Source organism: Kitasatospora sp. NPDC058243 (genome assembly GCF_042882025.1).
Classification (GTDB): domain Bacteria; phylum Actinomycetota; class Actinomycetes; order Streptomycetales; family Streptomycetaceae; genus Kitasatospora.
In genome coordinates this window covers 25,943-43,701 of record NZ_JBHVWW010000039.1, presented here as the reverse complement: position 1 = coordinate 43,701, position 17,759 = coordinate 25,943, and the positions used below count along the sequence as shown (strand labels likewise).

The 17,759-nt window shown below is 74.9% G+C and carries 4 protein-coding genes; all 4 read right to left on the bottom strand.

What is annotated here, in order from left to right:
- Positions 1–69: 69 nt before the first annotated feature.
- Positions 70–7,182, bottom strand: a complete 7,113-nt coding sequence (locus ACFVX9_RS24190; RefSeq protein ID WP_387983398.1) for an amino acid adenylation domain-containing protein — start codon at positions 7,180–7,182, stop codon at positions 70–72.
- Positions 7,183–7,349: 167 nt separating this feature from the next.
- Positions 7,350–16,928 carry an amino acid adenylation domain-containing protein gene (locus tag ACFVX9_RS24185; protein ID WP_387983396.1) on the bottom strand — a complete coding sequence of 3,193 codons (9,579 nt, stop codon included), beginning with the start codon at positions 16,926–16,928 and terminating at the stop codon, positions 7,350–7,352.
- 214 nt (positions 16,929–17,142) lie between these two features.
- On the bottom strand, positions 17,143–17,355 hold the full coding sequence (locus ACFVX9_RS24180) for an MbtH family protein (protein WP_380374148.1): 213 nt from the start codon (positions 17,353–17,355) through the stop codon (positions 17,143–17,145).
- Positions 17,356–17,416: 61 nt separating this feature from the next.
- Positions 17,417–17,545: a hypothetical protein gene (locus ACFVX9_RS24175; protein WP_380374146.1), complete on the bottom strand. Its 129-nt coding sequence runs from the start codon at positions 17,543–17,545 to the stop codon at positions 17,417–17,419.
- Positions 17,546–17,759 lie beyond the last annotated feature (214 nt).

Genomic DNA, 17,759 nt, shown 5'->3' with positions numbered 1-17,759 from the left:
GTCGGTGGCCTGCGGTCGGAAGGGATGCGAAAGTCGGCGGGTCGGGAGGCCGGTCGGGAGGCCGGTCGGTCAGGAGGCCGGTCGGGCGGTCAGACGGGCGGCGAGCACCGGGCCGATGACGGCGAGCGCCTCGGGGCCCGTCATGGCGCCGTGGGTGCTCGGCACCTCGTGGACGTCGATCCGGCCGCCCACGTGGGGGCGCCAGCCGTCCGGGTCGGGGGCGTCGGCCGGGCGGTCCTTGGCGGCGGTGAAGACCACCGCGTCGCCGTCGTAGCCGGGCAGCGGGAGCGCGTGCGCCAGCTCGGCGTTGGTCTGGAAGACCGCGACCACCCGGGCCACCGCGGCGCCGCTGAGGCCCGCGAGCGGGCCCTCGCCGTGCCGGACCAGCTCGGCGTAGCCGTCCTCGTCCTCGGGCCAGGCGCCGATCTCCCCGGCCGGGTGGCCGAGCGAGTCGAGGATCACCGCCAGCTGCGCCGGGTCGTCCCGCCACTGCTCGGGCCCGGCCTCGCCGGCGCCCGGGTAGGCGTCCAGCAGGGCCAGCAGTTGGACCTCCTCGCCCTGGTCGCGCAGCAGCGCGGCGATCGCGTGGGCGACGGCCCCGCCGAAGGACCAGCCGAGCAGGGCGTACGGGCCCTCGGGGCGGACGGCGCGGATCTGCGCGAGGTAGTCGCGCGCCAACTCCGCGACGGAGGAAGGGCGGTGGCTCGGATCGGCCAGGCCCGGGGCCTGGAGGCCGTAGATCGGCTGCTCGGCGTCGAGGTGGCGCAGCAGCCCCGTGTACACCCAGCTGATGCCCGCGGCCGGGTGGACGCAGAACAGCGGCGGGCGCGAGCCCCGGGTGCGGATCGGCAGCAGGACGGGGAAGCTCTCGGCGCCCGGCCCCCGGGCGAGCCGCTCGGCGAGCCCGGCGACGGTCGGCGCCTCGAACACGGTGCGGACCCCGATCCCCTCGCCCGCGCCGACCAGCTCCCGCAGCCCCGCGACCAGCCGGGCGGCCAGCAGCGAGTGCCCGCCCAGCTCGAAGAAGTTGTCGTCCACGCCGACCCGTTCGAGCCCGAGCACGTCGGCGAACAGCCCGCAGAGCACCTCCTCCTGCGGCGTGCCGGGCGCCCGCCCGGCGCCGGGCCAGGCGGCGGTGTCGGGGGCGGGGAGGGCGCGGCGGTCGACCTTGCCGTTGGCGGTGAGGGGGAGGGCGTCCAGGGCCACGACGGCGGAGGGCACCATGTAGTCGGGCAGGGTCGCGCCGACGTGGGCCCGCAGGAGGGCCTGGTCGACCGTCTGGCCGGGCCGGGCCACGGCGTAGCCGACCAGGCGCCGGTCGCCGGGGCGGTCCTCGCGGACCAGGACGAAGGCCTGGGCGAGGGAGGGGTGCCGGACGAGGGCGGCCTCGATCTCGCCGGGTTCGATGCGGAACCCGCGGACCTTGACCTGGTGGTCGGTGCGGCCGAGGTACTCCAGGGAGCCGTCGGCCCGGCGGCGGACGAGGTCGCCGGTGCGGTACATCCGGCTGCCGGGGGCGCCGTACGGGTTGGCGACGAAGCGCTCGGCGGTCAGGCCGGGCCGGTTGAGGTAGCCCCTGGCCAGGCCGGCGCCCGCGAGGTAGAGCTCGCCGACGACCCCGGCGGGGACGGGCCGCAGGGCGGCGTCGAGGACGTGCAGCCGGGTGTTCAGGATGGGCCGGCCCAGCGGCGGTGCGATCCGGCCGGACAGCGGGGTGGTCATGCTGGCGCAGACGGTGGACTCCGTCGGCCCGTAGGCGTTGACCATCCGCAGGCGGGCGGACCAGTGCTCGACGAGGTCGGGCGGGCAGGCCTCCCCGGCGACGGCCAGGGTCTCGACGGGCGCGAGCGCGTCGGGGGGCAGGACGGCCAGGGCGGTGGGCGGCAGGGTGACGTGGGTGACGCCCTGCTCGGCGATCAGTTCGGCCAGGGCCGGGCCGGGCAGCAGTTGGTCGGCGGTGCCGAGGACGGCGCGGGCACCGGTGAGCAGGGCCATGCTGAGCTCGGCGACGGCGGCGTCGAAGGAGGGGGAGGCGAACAGCAGGACGCGGCTGTCGGGGGTGGGCGCGAGACTCTCGCGCTGGCTCTCGATCAGGGAGGCGAGGCCGGTGTGGGGGACGACGACGCCCTTGGGGCGGCCGGTGGAGCCGGAGGTGTAGATGACGTACGCGGCGGCGTCGGGGGCGGTTTCGGCGTCGGTTTCGGCGTCCGTGAGGTTGTGTGTGGGGTGGCCGGAGGTGTCGAGGTCCTCGACCAGCAGGCGCGGGACGGCGCTGTCGGTCGGCAGACCGGCGGCCACCGTACCGGTGGTGAGGACCAGGACGGGGGCGGCGTCGGCGAGCATGTAGGCGATGCGGTCGGCCGGGTAGCGCGGGTCGAGCGGGAGGAAGGCCGCGCCGGCCTTGAGGACGGCGAGCTGGGCGACGATGAGCTCGGTCGAGCGGTCCAGGGCGATCGCGACGAACCGCTCGGGGCCCGCGCCGTGTGCGGTGAGCAGCCGGGCGAGGCGGTTGGCGCGTCCGTTCAGCTCGGCGTAGGTGAGCTGCTCGGCGCCGAAGGCGAGGGCGACGGCGTCGGGGCGGGCGGCGGCCTGGGCCTGGAAGAGCGCCGGGAAGGTGGCGGGGGCGACGGGGTGGTCGGTGTCGTTCGAGGCCGTGATCAGCTGCCGGCGCTCCTCCGGGGCCAGGATCTCCACCTGGCCCACCCGCTGGTCCGGGTCGGCCAGCACCGCGCGCAGGGCGCGCTCGAACCGTGCGGCCGTCGCCGCCGCCGTGGCCCGGTCGAACAGGTCGACGGCGTACTCGACCGACAGCTCCAGCCCGGCGGGGGCGCCGTCGCGATCGAAGGTCTCGCCGAAGGCGAAGGTCAGGTCGAACTTGGCGAGGTCCGAATCCAGTGCCTCGACCCGGCCCGGCAGGCCGCCGAGGCGGATCTGTCCGGCGTCGCCGCCCGAGGTCAGCATCACCTGGCAGAGCGGGTGCCGGGCCGTCGAGCGCGCCGGGTTGAGCAGCTCGACCAGGCGCTCGAAGGGCACGTCCTGGTGCCCGAAGGCGTCCAGGGTGCCGATCCGGACGCGCTCCAGCAGCTCCCGGAAGCTCGGGTCGCCGGACGTGTCGGTGCGCAGCACCAGGGTGTTGACGAAGAAGCCGACCAGGTCGTCGAGGGCTTCGTCGGTGCGCCCGGCGACGACGGTGCCGATCGGCAGGTCGGTGCCCGCGCCCAGGCGGCCCAGCGTGGTGGCGAGTGCCGCCTGCATCACCATGAACACGCTGGCCCGGCTCTGCTGCGCCAACTCGACCAGGGCGCCGTGGAGTTCGCTGTCCAGGTGCAGTTCCACCGCTGCGCCCCGGCGGGTCGGTGCGGTCGGGCGGGGGCGGTCGTAGGGGAGCGCAAGCTCTTCGGGGAGGCCGGACAGCGTCTGCTGCCAGTGGGCGAGTTGTTCGGTGAGCAGGGTGGTGGGCTGCTGGGGGGTGCCGAGGAGTTCGTGCTGCCAGAGGGCGTAGTCGGCGTACTGCACGGGGAGTGGCTGCCACTGCGGTGCGGTGTTGGCGAGGCGGGCGTCGTAGGCGGTGGAGAGGTCGCGCAGGAGCGGGGCGACGGACCAGCCGTCGGTGGCGATGTGGTGCATGAGGACGAGCAGGACGTGTTCGTCGTGCGGGAGGGAGAGCAGCGTCGCGCGGACGGGCAGGTCGTGGGCGAGGTCGAAGACCGCCCCGCCGGCCTCGGCCAGGGCGGCCTGGAGCTCGGTCTCGGTGGCCACCGACACGGTGTGCAGCGGGAGTTCGGGGCGCTCGACGATCAGCTGGTGCGGCTGGCCGTCGGTGGCCGGGTAGACGGTGCGCAGCACCTCGTGGCGGTCGAGGACGTCCGTCAGCGCCGCCTGGAGGGCGGGGGCGTCGATCCGGCCGGTCAGGCGCACCGCGCACGGGGTGTTGTAGAGCGCGCTCGGGCCCTCGAACTGCTCGATGAACCACAGGCGTTGCTGCGCCGGGGAGAGCGGGATGCGCTCGGGCCGGTCGACGGGCCGCAGGGTCGGGCGGGCCGTGCCGGAGGCGGGCAGGACGGCGGCCAGGGCGGCGACCGTGGGAGCGTCGAACAGGGCCCGGATGGGCAGTTCGGTGCTGAGGGTGGCGCGGATGCGGCTGACCAGCTTGGTGGCGAGCAGCGAGTGGCCGCCGAGGTCGAAGAAGCGGTCGTCGATGGTGACGGTGGTGAGTCCGAGGACGTCGGCGAAGAGTGCGCAGAGGGTTTGTTCGGTGGTGTTGCGGGGGGCGCGGCCTTCGGTGGTGCCGGTGTAGTCGGGGGCGGGGAGGGCGCGGCGGTCGACCTTGCCGTTGGCGGTGACGGGGAGGGTGTCGAGGATGACGACGGCGGCGGGGAGCATGTAGCTGGGGAGGGTGTCGGTGACGGCGGCGCGCAGTTCGCCGGCGGTGACGGTGTCCGCGCCTGTGCTGGCGAGGGTGGTGTAGACGACGAGGCGTTTGTCGCCGGGCTGGTCTTCGCGGACGTGGGCGAGGGCTTGCCCGACGGCGGGGTGGGCGGTGAACGCGGCCTCGACTTCGCCGAGTTCGATGCGGAAGCCGCGGATCTTGACCTGGTCGTCGGCGCGGCCGAGGAATTCCAGGATGCCGTCGGTGGTCCAGCGGGCGAGGTCGCCGGTGCGGTACATCCGCTCGCCGGGCGGGCCGTAGGGGCAGGCGACGAAGCGTTCGGCGGTGAGGGAGGGGCGGCCGGTGTAGCCGCGGGCGAGTCCGGCGCCGGCGATGTACAGCTCGCCTGCCACGCCGGCGGGTACGGGCTGCAGTGCGGTGTCGAGCACGTACGTCCGGGTGTTGGCCAGCGGGCGGCCGATCGGCACCACGTTCGGGACCGCCGAGGAGGGGGTCATGGTGAAGGTGGTCTTGATGGCCGTCGTCTCGGTGGGCGCGTAGACCGCGACGACGGAGGTGTCCGGGCACGCCTGGAACAGCCGGCGGACGGCCTCGGGCGGGACGACGTCGCCGCCGGTCCACACCTGCCGGACGGCCCGGAAGGCCTCCGGCGTCTCCTCGGCCATCAGCCGCAGCAGGCCCGAGGGCGCCTGGACCAGGGTCACCCGGTGGGTGGTGATGGTCTCGGCGAGGCGCCGGATGTCCAGCTCGCCGGGCTCGGCCAGCACGATCGCCCCGCCGGTGACGAGCGGTGCCCAGATCTCGGTGGTGGAGGCGTCGAAGGCGGTGGGCGAGTGCAGCAGGACGCGCTCGTGGTGGCCCGTGCGGAAGTGCTGGTTGCCCAGCAGGTCCACCACGTTGCGGTGGGTGACGGCGACGCCCTTGGGCAGGCCGGTCGAGCCCGAGGTGTACATCACGTAGACCAGCTGGCCGGGGTGCACGGGCACGGCCGGGTCGCCCGCCTCGGGGGCCGTGGCGAGCAGCGCGTCGGTGACTTCGACGGTGGCGAAGCCGCCGGTGGCGAGGACCGGATGCCCGTGGTGGGCCGGGTCGGTGAGCAGCAGGCCGGTGCGGGTGTCGGTGAGGATGTGCTGGAGCCGGTCCAGCGGGTAGCGGTCGTCCAGCGGGACGTACGTGCCGCCCGCCTTGGCGATCGCGAGGACGGCCGTGAGCAGCCCGGCGGAGCGCTCCATCAGCACCGCCACCGGCTGTTCGGTGGTCAGGCCGCGCGCCAGCAGCAGGGCGGCGAGGCGGTTGGCGCGGCCGTTCAGCTCGGCGTAGCTGAGCTGTTCGGCGTCGGTGATCAGGGCGGGGGCGTCGGGGGTGGCGGCGGCCTGGGCCTCGAACAGCCGGGGCAGGCTGGTGTCGGGCACCGGTGCCGTCGGTCCGTTCCAGCCGGTGAGCAGGTGCTCGCGTTCGGCCGGGTCGAGGATCTCGATGCTGCCGATCGGGGCGTCCGGGTCGGCGGCGACGGCGCGCAGGATGCGCAGCAGCCGCTCGGCGAGGGCGGTCGCGGTGGCGTGGTCGAAGAGGTCGGCCGCGTAGTCGACGGCGCCGCGGACGCCGAGGCAGTCGCCGTCCGCCGTGAGGTGCTCGACGAAGTTGAAGTTCAGGTCGAACTGGGCCTGGGCCTCGCCGGCCTCGACCGGCCGGGCCGTCACCGGGCCGAAGGCGAGATCGCCGGCCCGCTCCGTGTTCAGGGTGACGAGCGACTGGAAGAGGGGGTGGCCGGCGGTGCGGGTGGGGTTGAGGTGTTCGACCAGGCGCTCGAAGGGGATGTCCTGGTGGTCGTAGGCGTCGAGGTCGGTGCGGCGGACGCGGTCCAGCAGTTCCCGGAAGCTCGGGTTGCCGCTGGTGTCGGTGCGCAGCAGCAGGGTGTTGACGAAGAAGCCGACCAGGTCGTCGAGGGCTTCGTCGGTGCGTCCGGCGACGACGGTGCCGATCGGCAGGTCGGTGCCCGTACCGAGGCGGGTGTAGAGGGCGGCGACGGCGGCTTGCAGGGCCATGAAGAGGCTGGCGTTCTGCGTGCCGGCCAACTCGGCCAGCGCGGTGTGCAGTTCGACGTCGAGTTCCAGCTCCGCGGCGCCGCCCCGGCGGGTGGGCGCGGTCGGGCGGGGGCGGTCGTAGGGGAGCGCAAGCTCCTCGGGGAGGCCGGACAACGCCTGCTGCCAGTAGGCGAGTTGCAGGGAGACGACGCTCTCCGGGTCGTCCTCCTCGCCGAGCAGCTCGCGCTGCCAGAGGGTGTAGTCGGCGTACTGCACCGGCAGCGGCTCCCACTGCGGCTCGGTGCCGGCGAGCCGGGCCTCGTAGGCGGTGGCGAGGTCGCCGAAGAGCGGGGCGACGGACCAGCCGTCGCTGGCGATGTGGTGCGTCAGCAGCAGCAGGACGTGCTCGCCCGGCGAGGGGAGGGCGTACAGCCAGGCGCGGACGGGGAGATCGGCGGCGAGGTCGAAGACCTGCCCGGCGTCCTCGCGCAGCCGCTCGGACAGTTCGGCCTCGTCGGCCACCGGCACCCGGTGCAGCGGCGGGCGCCCCTGGTCGAGGATGTGCTGGTGGGGCTGGCCGTCGGTGGTCGGGAAGACGGTGCGCAGCACCTCGTGCCGGGCCACCACGTCCCACAGCGCGCCTTCGAGGGCGGCGGCGTCGAGCTCGCCGGTCAGCCGGAGGGCGAACGGCGTGTTGTAGAGGGCGCTCGGGCCCTCGAACTGCTCGATGAACCAGAGCCGCTGCTGGGCGAACGACAACGGGATCAAGGTCTGCCTCCGACTGGCGACTTACGGGTGCTGTGACTGCTGTGACTGCTGGGGCTGGTGTGGCTGGTGGGGTTCGGCGGTCGCGGGACGCGGCGGGCCGCGCCGCCGGCCGGGCCGGCGGCGGGCGCGCATCCTGCGGTGGACGGGGCCGCGAGGTGGGCGGCAGGTCAGGCCGGACCGCCTGGGCGGCGCATCGGCCGCAGGGCCGGGCGGGCCTTCTTCGGCGTGGCCTTCTGTTCGCGCTCGGGCAGGACGGCGGCTAGGGCGGCGACCGTGGGGGAGTCGAACAGGGTGCGGATCGGCAGCTCCGTACCGAGGGCGGCGCGGATGCGGCTGACCAGCTTGGTGGCGAGCAGCGAGTGGCCGCCGAGGTCGAAGAAGCGGTCGTCGATGGTGACGGTGGTGAGTCCGAGGACGTCGGCGAAGAGTGCGCAGAGGGTTTGTTCGGTGGTGTTGCGGGGGGCGCGGCCTTCGGTGGTGCCGGTGTAGTCGGGGGCGGGGAGGGCGCGGCGGTCGACCTTGCCGTTGGCGGTGACGGGGAGGGTGTCGAGGATGACGACGGCGGCGGGGAGCATGTAGCTGGGGAGGGCTTCGGCGACGGCGGCACGCAGTTCGCCGGCGGTGACGGTGTCCGTGACGCTGTCTGTCGAGGTGGTGGTGAGGGTGGTGTAGACGACGAGGCGTTTGTCGCCGGGCTGGTCTTCGCGGACGTGGGCGAGGGCTTGGCCGACGGCGGGGTGGGTGGTGAACGCGGTTTCGACTTCGCCGAGTTCGATGCGGAAGCCGCGGATCTTGACCTGGTCGTCGGCGCGGCCGAGGAATTCCAGGATGCCGTCGGTGGTCCAGCGGGCGAGGTCGCCGGTGCGGTACATCCGCTCGCCGGGCGGGCCGTAGGGGCAGGCGACGAAGCGTTCGGCGGTGAGGGAGGGGCGGCCGGTGTAGCCGCGGGCGAGTCCGGCGCCGGCGATGTACAGCTCGCCTGCCACGCCGGCGGGTACGGGCTGCAGCGCGGTGTCGAGCACGTACGTCCGGGTGTTGGCCAGCGGACGGCCGATCGGCACCACGTTCGGGACCGCCGAGGAGGTCGGCATCGGGAACTGGGTCGCGCACAGGGTCGTCTCGGTCGGCCCGTAAAGCGCTCGCACCGCGATGCCCGGGACGGCCTCCAGCACCCGGCGGACGGCCGGGGCGGAGACGACGTCCCCGCCGGTCAGCACCTCGCGCACGCCGGTGAAGATGCCCGGGTCCTCCTCCGCGATGACACGGAACAGCCCGGCGGTGACGTGCACGTGGGTGAGCCCGTGCGCCCGGACCAGCTCGCGGATGGCGGAGGCGTCCAGGTCGCCCTGCGGCGCGACGACCACCTGGCCGCCGGAGAGCAGCGGCGCCCACAGTTCGTAGGTCGAGGCGTCGAAGGCGTGCGGCGCGTGGAAGAGCACCCGCAGCCCGTCGGGGTGGTGCCAGCACGGGTCCGTCGCGAGCTGCACCACGTCCCGGTGGGTGATGGCGATGCCCTTGGGCATCCCGGTGGATCCGGAGGTGAACATCACGTACGCGAGCTGCTCCGGGTGGAGCCCGGCGGGCTGGGCGCGCCGCCTGCGAGGGCCGTCGAACCAGCCCTCGGTGAGCGGCAGGACGGGGCAGGGGGCGTCGGTGGCCAGCGGGTGGCCCTGGTGCGCGGGATCGACCAGGACGAGCGCCGCCCGCGTCTCGGCGGTGATCTGCCGCAGCCGCTCGGCCGGGTGCCGGTCGTCCAGCGGGACGTAGGTGCCGCCGGCCTTGGCCACCGCCAGGATCGCCGTCACCAGGTCGGCGGAGCGGTCCATCAGGAGGATCACCGGGGTGTCGGCGCCGACGCCCGCCTCGGCGAGGTGGGCCGCCAAGTGTTCGGCCCGGGAGTCGAGTTCGGCGTAGCTGAGCTGTTCGGCGCCGGTGATCAGGGCGGGGGCGTCGGGGGAGGCGGCGGCCTGGGCCTCGAACAGCTGCGGCAGGGTGGCCTCGGGCACCGGCGCCGCCGGTCCGTTCCAGCCGGTGAGCAGGTGCTCGCGTTCGGCCGGGTCGAGGATCTCGATGCTGCCGATCGGGGCGTCCGGGTCGGCGGCGACGGCGCGCAGGACGCGCAGCAGCCGTTCGGCGAGGGCGGTCGCGGTGGTGTGGTCGAAGAGGTCGGCCGCGTACTCGACCGCCACCGACAGGCCCGCCTGGGAGCCTTGTTCGGTGAAGCGGAAGGACAGGTCGAACTTGGCCACGTCCAGCTCGAAGGGGTGGTCCGCGCAGGCCAGGTCGCCGAAGGCGGCGGGCACCGCCGGGCCGCTCTCCAGGGCGATCAGCGACTGGAAGAGGGGGTGGCGGGTGGTGCGCGGGGGGTTGAGGTGTTCGACCAGGCGCTCGAAGGGGAGGTCCTGGTGGTCGTAGGCGTCGAGGTCGGTGCGGCGGACGCGGTCCAGCAGTTCCCGGAAGCTCGGGTTGCCGGTGGTGTCGGTGCGCAGCAGCAGGGTGTTGACGAAGAAGCCGACCAGGTCGTCGAGGGCTTCGTCGGTGCGTCCGGCGACGGGGGTGCCGAGCGGGAGGTCGGTGCCCGCGCCGAGGCGGGTGTAGAGGGCGGCGACGGCGGCTTGCAGGGCCATGAAGAGGCTGGCGTTCTGCGCGGCGGCCAACTCGGCCAGGGCGGTGTGCAGTTCGGCGTCGACCTCGAACTCGGCGGCGCCGCCCCGGTGGCTGGGCGCGGTCGGGCGGGGGCGGTCGTAGGGGAGTGCCAGCTCTTCCGGGAGGCCGGACAACGCCTGCTGCCAGTAGGTGAGTTGCTCGGTGAGGAGGGTGGTGGGCTGGTGCGGGGTGCCGAGGAGTTCGTGCTGCCAGAGGGCGTAGTCGGCGTACTGCACCGGCATCGGCTGCCACTGCGGTGCGGTGCCGGCGAGGCGGGCTTCGTAGGCGGTGGCGAGGTCGCGGAGGAGGGGGGCGACGGACCAGCCGTCGGTGGCGATGTGGTGCATGAGGACGAGCAGGACGTGTTCGTCGTGCGGGAGGGAGAACAGCGTCGCGCGGACGGGCAGGTCGTGGGCGAGGTCGAAGACCTCCCCGCCGGCCTCGGCCAGGGCGGCCCGGAGCTCGGCCTCGGTGGCCACGGGTATGGTCCGCAGGATCGACTCGGGGGTCTCGGCGACCAGTTGGTGCGGCTGGCCGTCGGTGGTCGGGAAGACGGTGCGCAGCACCTCGTGCCGGGCCACCACGTCCCGCAGCGCGCCGTCCAGCGCGGGGCGGTCGAGGGCGCCGGTCAGCCGGAGGGCGACGGGCGTGTTGTAGAGCGCGCTCGGGCCCTCGAACTGCTCGATGAACCACAGGCGTTGCTGCGCGGAGGACAGCGGGACGCGCTCCGGCCGGGCGGCGGGCCGCAGGGCCGGGCGGGCCGCGCCGGAGGCGGGCAGGGCGGCGGCCAGGGCGGCCACCGTCGGGTGGTCGAAGAGCGCGCGGATCGGCAGCTCCGTGCCGAGGGCGGTGCGGACGCGGCTGACCAGCTTGGTGGCGAGCAGCGAGTGGCCGCCCAGGTCGAAGAAGCTGTCGTCGATGCCGACCGAGGCCAACCCGAGGACCTCGGCGAAGAGTTCGCAGAGCGCCTGCTCGGTTTCGGTGCGCGGGGCCCGGCCGGCGGCGGCGCCGCTGTAGTTGGGGGCGGGCAGGGCGCGGCGGTCGACCTTGCCGTTGGGGGTGACGGGCAGCGCGTCGAGGGTGACGATCGCGGCGGGCACCATGTAGCCGGGCAGGCGGTCGGCGACGAAGGCGCGCAGCTCGTCGGGCCGGACGGGGCCCGTGACGTACGCGACCAGGCGCTTGTCGCCCGGCTGGTCCTGGCGGACCACGGCGACGGCCTGGCCGACGGCCGGGTGGGCGGTGAACGCGGCCTCCACCTCGCCGAGTTCGATCCGGAAGCCGCGCAGTTTGACCTGGTCGTCGGCGCGGCCGACGAACTCCAGTTCGCCCGTGGTGGTCCAGCGCACCACGTCGCCGGTGCGGTACATCCGGCCGCCGGGCTCGCCGAAGGGGCAGGCCACGAACCGCTCGGCGGTCAGGCCGGCGCGGCCGACGTAGCCCCGGGCCAGCCCGGCGCCCGCGACGTACAGCTCACCGGCGACGCCGACGGGGACCGGGCGCAGCCCGGCGTCCAGCGCGTACACCCGGGTGTTGGGCAGCGGCCGCCCGATCGGCACGGCGGCCGGGACCTCGGCGGCGGTGGCCATCGGGTGGCGGGTCGCGAAGGTCGTGGTCTCCGTCGGTCCGTAGCCGTTCACCACCCGCAGGCCGGGGCAGTGCTCCAGCACCCGCCGGATGGCGGCCGGCGAGACGATGTCCCCGCCCGTCCACACCTCGCGCAGCCCGGCGAAGGTCTCCGGGGCCTCGGCGGCCAGCACGTTGAAGAGCCCGACCGTCATCCAGGCGGCGCCGACCCGCCCCCGGCCGATCGCGGTCGCCAGCTCGGCGACGCCGAGCCGCCCGGCGGGGGCGACCACCACGCGGCCGCCCGAGAGCAGCGGCACCCAGAGCTCGTAGGTGGAGGCGTCGAAGGCGACGGGGGAGTGCAGCAGGACGCGCTCGTGGCCGCCGCCCGCGAACGCCCCGCCGAGCGCGAGGTCGACCACGGACCGGTGGGTGACGCCGATGCCCTTGGGCACGCCGGTCGAGCCGGAGGTGTGCATCACGTACGCCAACTGGTCGGCGCTCAAGGGGAGTCCGAGGTTTCCGGCGGTGTCGTCGCCCTCCGGGTCTCGTGCGCCCTCGGGGTCGAGCACGTCCAGTCCGGTCAGCGCGGGGTGTGCCCGGTGGGCGGTGTCGGCCAGCACCAGCCGGGCCCCGGAGTCCGCGAGGACGGCCCGCAGGCGCTCGGCCGGCTGCGCGCCGTCCAGCGGCACGAAGGCGCCGCCGGCCTTGAGCACGGCCAGGATCGCCACCACCAGGGCGGCCGAGCGCTCCATCAGCAGCGCGACGGGGGTCTCCGGGCGGACCCCGGCCTCGACCAGCCGCACCGCCAACCCGTTGGCCCGCGCGTTGAGTTCGGCGTAGGTCAGCTCGACGTCGTCGGCCGTGAGCGCGACCGCGTCGGGCGTCGCGGCGGCCCGCGCCTCGAACAGCTCGGGCAGTGCGGCCTCCGGCAGTGGCGCGGTGGCGCCGGCCCCGCCGGTCAGCAGCCGCTCGCGCTCCTCCTCGGTCAACACCTGGACGCTACCGACGAGTTCGGCCGGGTCGGCGACGATCCGGTCGAGCAGGCCGAGGAAGCGGTCCAGCAGGGCGCGCGCCTCGGCGGGGGTGAAGGCGTCGGGCCGGTGGTCCAGGCGCAGTTGGAGGCCGTCGCCCGGGGTGAGGGCCAGCAGCAGCGGGTAGTGCGCGCTGTCGACGTCCTCGACCAGGGTGACGTGGGTGGCGCCGCTCGGGTCGGCCTCGTCCAGGGCGGACGGGTCCGGGTAGTTGCCGTACACCGTGACGGTGTCGAACAGGCTGCCCACTCCGGCGAGTTGCTGGATCTCGGTGAGGCTGAGGTGCTGGTGGTCCAGCAGTGCGGACTGCTCGTGCTGGAGGCGCAGCAGCAGCTGCCCCCAGCTCTCGGCCGGGTCGAGGGTGACGCGCACCGGCACGGTGTTGATGAGCAGGCCCACCATCCGCTCCACGCCCGGCAGGTCGTGCGGCCGGCCGGAGACGGTGGTGCCGAAGAGCACGTCCTCGCGCCCGGTGAGCCGGGCCAGCAGCACGCCCCAGGCGGCCTGGACAAGGGTGTTGAGGGTGACGCCGTAGCGGCGGGCGGTGCGGGCCAGCGCCTCGGTGGCCGCCGGGGTGAGGCCGGTGTGCAGGCGCAGCGGCAGCTGCGGGGCGGCGGCGGAGCGGCCGGGGGCCAGCAGGGTGGGCTCGTCGGCGCCCGCCAGGGCCTGGGTCCAGGCGGCGCGGGCGGCGGCGCCGTCGCGCCGGGTGAGCCAGCGCAGGTACTCGCGGTAGGGGGCGGCCGGGGGCATCGGCTGCTGGAAGTACAGGCCCCACAGCTCCTCGGCGAACAGCGGGGTGGACCAGCCGTCCAGCAGGATGTGGTGCGCGGCGGCGATCAGCTGGTGGCGCCCGGGGGCGAGGGTGAGCAAGGTGTAGCGCAGCAGCGGCGGCCGGGCGAGGTCGAAGCGGCGGCCGTACTCGGCGGCGGCGATCCGCGCGGCCTCGGCCTTCGGGTCGGCGTGCGCCGTCAGGTCGATGGCGGTGAAGGGCAGTTCGACGCCGTCCGGTACGGCCTGCACGGGCGGGCCGTCGGGGCGCTGGTGGAAGCCGGCCTTGAGGTTGGGGTGGCGCAGCAGCAGCGCCTCGGCGGCGGCGCGCAGCCGGTCGGCGTCCACCGGGCCGGTGAGGTCGAAGGTGCAGACGGAGGTGTAGACGTCGGCGCCGTCGGTGTCGTACGCCGCGTGGAAGGCCATGCCCTGCTGGAGCGGCGAGGTGGGCCAGACGTCCACCAGGCGGGCGGGGGCGTGGTGTCCGGCGAGCTGGTCCAGTTCGGACTGGCCGAGCGTGACGAGCGGGAAGTCGGAGGGGGTGTGTCCGCCCGCGTCCGGCCGGTCGGCGTGCTCGGCGAGCGCGCGCAGCGCGGTGAACCACGCCTCGGCGAGCGCGGCCACGCGCTCCTCGGCGAGCAGCCCGGTGGCGTAGGACCACTGGGCGACCAGCAGCGGGCCCTGCGGGGTGTCGACGGTGGTGGCGTCCAGGCCGAGCACCCGGCCGAGCGCGAGGCCGGTCGCGGCGCCCTCGCTCATCGCCTCGGTGCCGGCGAGCACGTCTTCGGAGGTGACGCCCTCCGGCGCGAAGCGGCCCAGGTAGTTGAACTCGACCTGCGGATCGGCGTACCCCTCCAGCACGGCGGCGGTGGCCGGGTTGAGGTGGCGCAGCAGGCCGTAGCCGATGCCGTTGTCCGGGACGGCGCGCAGCTGCTCCTTGACCCGGCCGAGGGCCCGGCCGAGCCCGGGGCCGGCCGCGGTGACCTCGGACCAGGGCAGCGCCCCGGGGGCGAGCCGGACGGGGTAGAGGGAGGTGAACCAGCCGGCGGTGCGGTGCAGGTCGACGCCGTCGACGACCTCCTCGCGGCCGTGGCCCTCGGCGGTCACCAGCACGGCGCCGTCCGGACCGGTGGTCGCCGCGCCGCGCCAGTGGCCGAGGGCGAGCGCCAGCGCGGTCAGCAGCACGTCGTTGACCTGCGCGTGGTAGGCGGCCGTGACCCGGGTCAGCAGCGCCTGGGTGGTCTCGGCGGGCAGCACGAGCCGCAGGACGCCCTCGGTGGCGTAGGTGTCCCGGGCCGGGTCGAGGGGGCGCGCGCCGAGCAGCGGGTCCGGGGTGGCCAGGGCGGCCTCCCAGAGCGGGAGTTCGGCGGCCCGGCGGTCGGTCCCGGCCTCGGCGGTGAGCCGCTGGGCCCAGCGGCGGAAGGAGGTGGGCACCGGCGCCAGCGCCACGGCCCGGCCCTCGCGGGCGGCGGCGAGCGCGGCGAGCAGGTCCTCCTCGACGATGCGCCAGGTGACGCCGTCCACCGCCAGGTGGTGGATCACGAGCAGGAGCTGCGGGGGCAGGCCCGGCCCGGCGTCGAACCGGACGGCCTGGAGCATCCGGCCGTCCTCGGGCGAGAGGCGCTCGCGGGCGGCCTCGGTCTCGGCGCGCAGCGCCTCCTCGGTGGCCGGGCCCGCGACGTGCCGCAGCGCGGCCCCGGCGGGGACGGCGCCGGGGGCGGGGACGTGCAGCGTCCAGGGGCGCTCGGCGAGCGGGGAGGTGCGGGCGCGGAAGACGTCGTGGTGGTCGAGCAGCGCCTGGAGGGCCGTGGCCACGTGCTCGGGCCCGCTCCCGGCGGGGAGGGTGAGCAGGGTGGACTGGTAGAAGCTCTCGACGGCGCCGTGCTGCGCGGCCAGCCAGTGCACGATGGGCGTCGGCGGCACCTCGCCGAGGCCGGCCCCGGCGGGTTCGGCGACGACCGGCCCCTCCAGCGGTCGGGCGATCCGGGCCAGCGCCTCGACGGTCGGCGAGAGGAACACCTTGCGGGGGGTGAGCTGCAGCCCGGCGTGCCGGGCCCGGGAGACGAGCCGGATGGCCACGATGGAGTCGCCGCCGAGCTCGAAGAAGGAGTCCGTGACGCCCACCGCGGGCAGGCCCAGCACCTCGGCGAAGAGCCGGGCGAGGGTGTGCTCCAGTTCCCCGGCGGGGGCCCGGCCGCCCTCCTCGGCGGCGGCGAAGACCGGCGCCGGCAGGGCGCGCTTGTCCACCTTGCCGTTGGGCGTGAGCGGCAGCCGGTCGAGCACCACGACGGTGGGCACCATGTGGTCGGGCAGCCGCTCGGCGCAGTACGCGCGCAGCTCGGCCGGGTCGGCGGCGCCGACGGTGTAGCCGACCAGGCGGCGCTCGCCCGGGCGGTCCTCGCGGACCAGCACCACGGCCTGGCGCACCTCGGGGTGGGCGGAGAGGGCCTGCTCGACCTCGCCGAGCTCCACCCGGAAGCCGCGGATCTTCACCTGGTCGTCGGCCCGGCCGACGAAGTCCAGCTGCCCGTCCGGCCGTTGGCTGCCGAGGTCGCCGGTGCGGTACATCCGGTCGCCGGGTTCGCCGAAGGGGCAGGCGACGAAGCGCTCGGCGGTCAGGCCGGGGCGCCCGAGGTAGCCCCGGGCCAGGTGCGGGCCGGAGACGTACAGCTCGCCCACGGTGCCCGGCTCGACCGGGCGCAGCCGCTCGTCCAGCACGTGGATGCGCACGTCCTGGCAGGGGTGGCCGATCGGGGGCTGCTCCTCGCCGGTGAGCGGCTCGCTCATGGTGACGATGACGGTGGTCTCGGTCGGGCCGTAGCTGTTGAGCATCAGGCGGTCGCGGCCGCAGCGGGCGGCCAGTTCGCGCGGGATGGCCTCGCCGCCGCCGATCAGGGTGCGCAGGGAGGGCAGCGGCACGTCCGGCAGGGTGGCCGCCATCGCGGTGGCGATGTCGGCGTGGGTGACGCCGTACTGCTCGATCAGCGCGGCCAGCGGCTCGCCGACCAGCTGGCTCTGCTCGCGGGGGAGCACCAGGGCGGCGCCGGTGGAGAGCGCCACGGCCAGGTCGGAGACGGAGACGTCGAAGCTGAGCGAGGCGGCCTGGAGCACCCGGCTGCCGGGGCCGACCCCGGTGGCGGCGACCTGCGTGTCGATCATGCTGGGCAGCCCGGTGTGGGTGACGGCCACACCCTTGGGCACACCGGTGGAGCCGGAGGTGTAGATCACGTACGCGGTGTTCCCGGCGCTCAGCGGCCGCACCCGCTCGGCGGCGGTGAAGGGGGTGCCGGCCTGGGCGGCCAGCTCGGCGAGGTGCCCGGGGTCGTCGAGCAGCAGCCGGGGGGCGGCGGTCCCGGGCAGCTGGGCGGCGGCCTCGGCGGTGGTGAGCACCAGGGCGGCGCGGGAGTCGGTCAGCATGTGGCGCAGCCGCTCGGCGGGGTAGGCCGGGTCGGCGGGCAGCCAGGCGGCGCCGGTCTTGGCCACGGCGAGGATCGCGGCGACGGCCTCGGGGGACTTCGGCAGGGCGAGCGCGACGATGTCCTCGGTGCCCAGGCCGCGGGCGGCGAGCACCCGGGCCAGCCGGTTGGCGCGGGCGTCCAGCTCGGCGTACGTGAGGGTGGTGCCCTCGGCGTACAGGGCGGGGGCCTGCGGGGTGCGGGACGTCTGGGCGTCGACCAGCGCGGTCAGGGTCGGCCGCTGGTCGGCTCTGTGCGTCTGCTGGACCCCGGACATGTGGCTCTCTCCCTCGTACGGCTGGCCCCCGCGGTGGCGGGAACGGCTTGCTCGGTGACCTTCGGGGCGGTCGGCCCGGGCGGTCGATGGAGCGGCGGTGCGGTGGCGTGGTGGCGTGGTTCTGGCTGTTCTGGCTGTTCTGGCTGTTCTGGTGGTGCGGTGGTGCGGTGGTGCGGTGGTGCGGTGGTGCGGTTTCGGCGCTGGGCTGCCGCGGTCAGTGGCCGGACTGCTGGGCGAGCAGGCTCTTCGGCCGCAGGTCCTGCCAGTGCTGTTCGACGTAGTCGAGGCAGTCCTGCCGGCCGGCGGCGCCGAAGGCCTGCTGCCAGCCGTCGGGCACCGGGCCGAAGGCCGGCCACAGCGAGTGCTGGCCCTCGTCGTTCACCAGGACGAGGTAGCTGGCGTCGGGGTCCTCGAACGGGTTCGCCATCGTCGGTTTCCTCTTTGTTCGGAGAAATTTCGGGGAGGGGGGAATTACGCCGGAGCGCGGCTCACGGACCCCAGCCGGAGTCGGCGTTGGGCGCCGAGACGAGGGCGGCGGCGGCCAGGGGCGAGTGCGGGTCGGCGCTGCTCTGGACGCCCAGTCCGGCGACCAGCAGAACGGCGAGAATCCCGAGCATATGGTGAATGCGAACGGCAAGATTCTTCATCGTTAATTCCTTTTTCCGAGGGGGCGGTCGGCCCTCTTCGCTCGGAAATTCATCCTGCCGAGGCTCAAACGGGGGTGGAAGCTCTGGCCATGATCGGGAACACGCATTGCGGGAACCGGAAGCCCGAACAGACCATGTCAAAAACAGACAGATCTGATCCAAAGAGCGCCTGGCACTGTCAGAT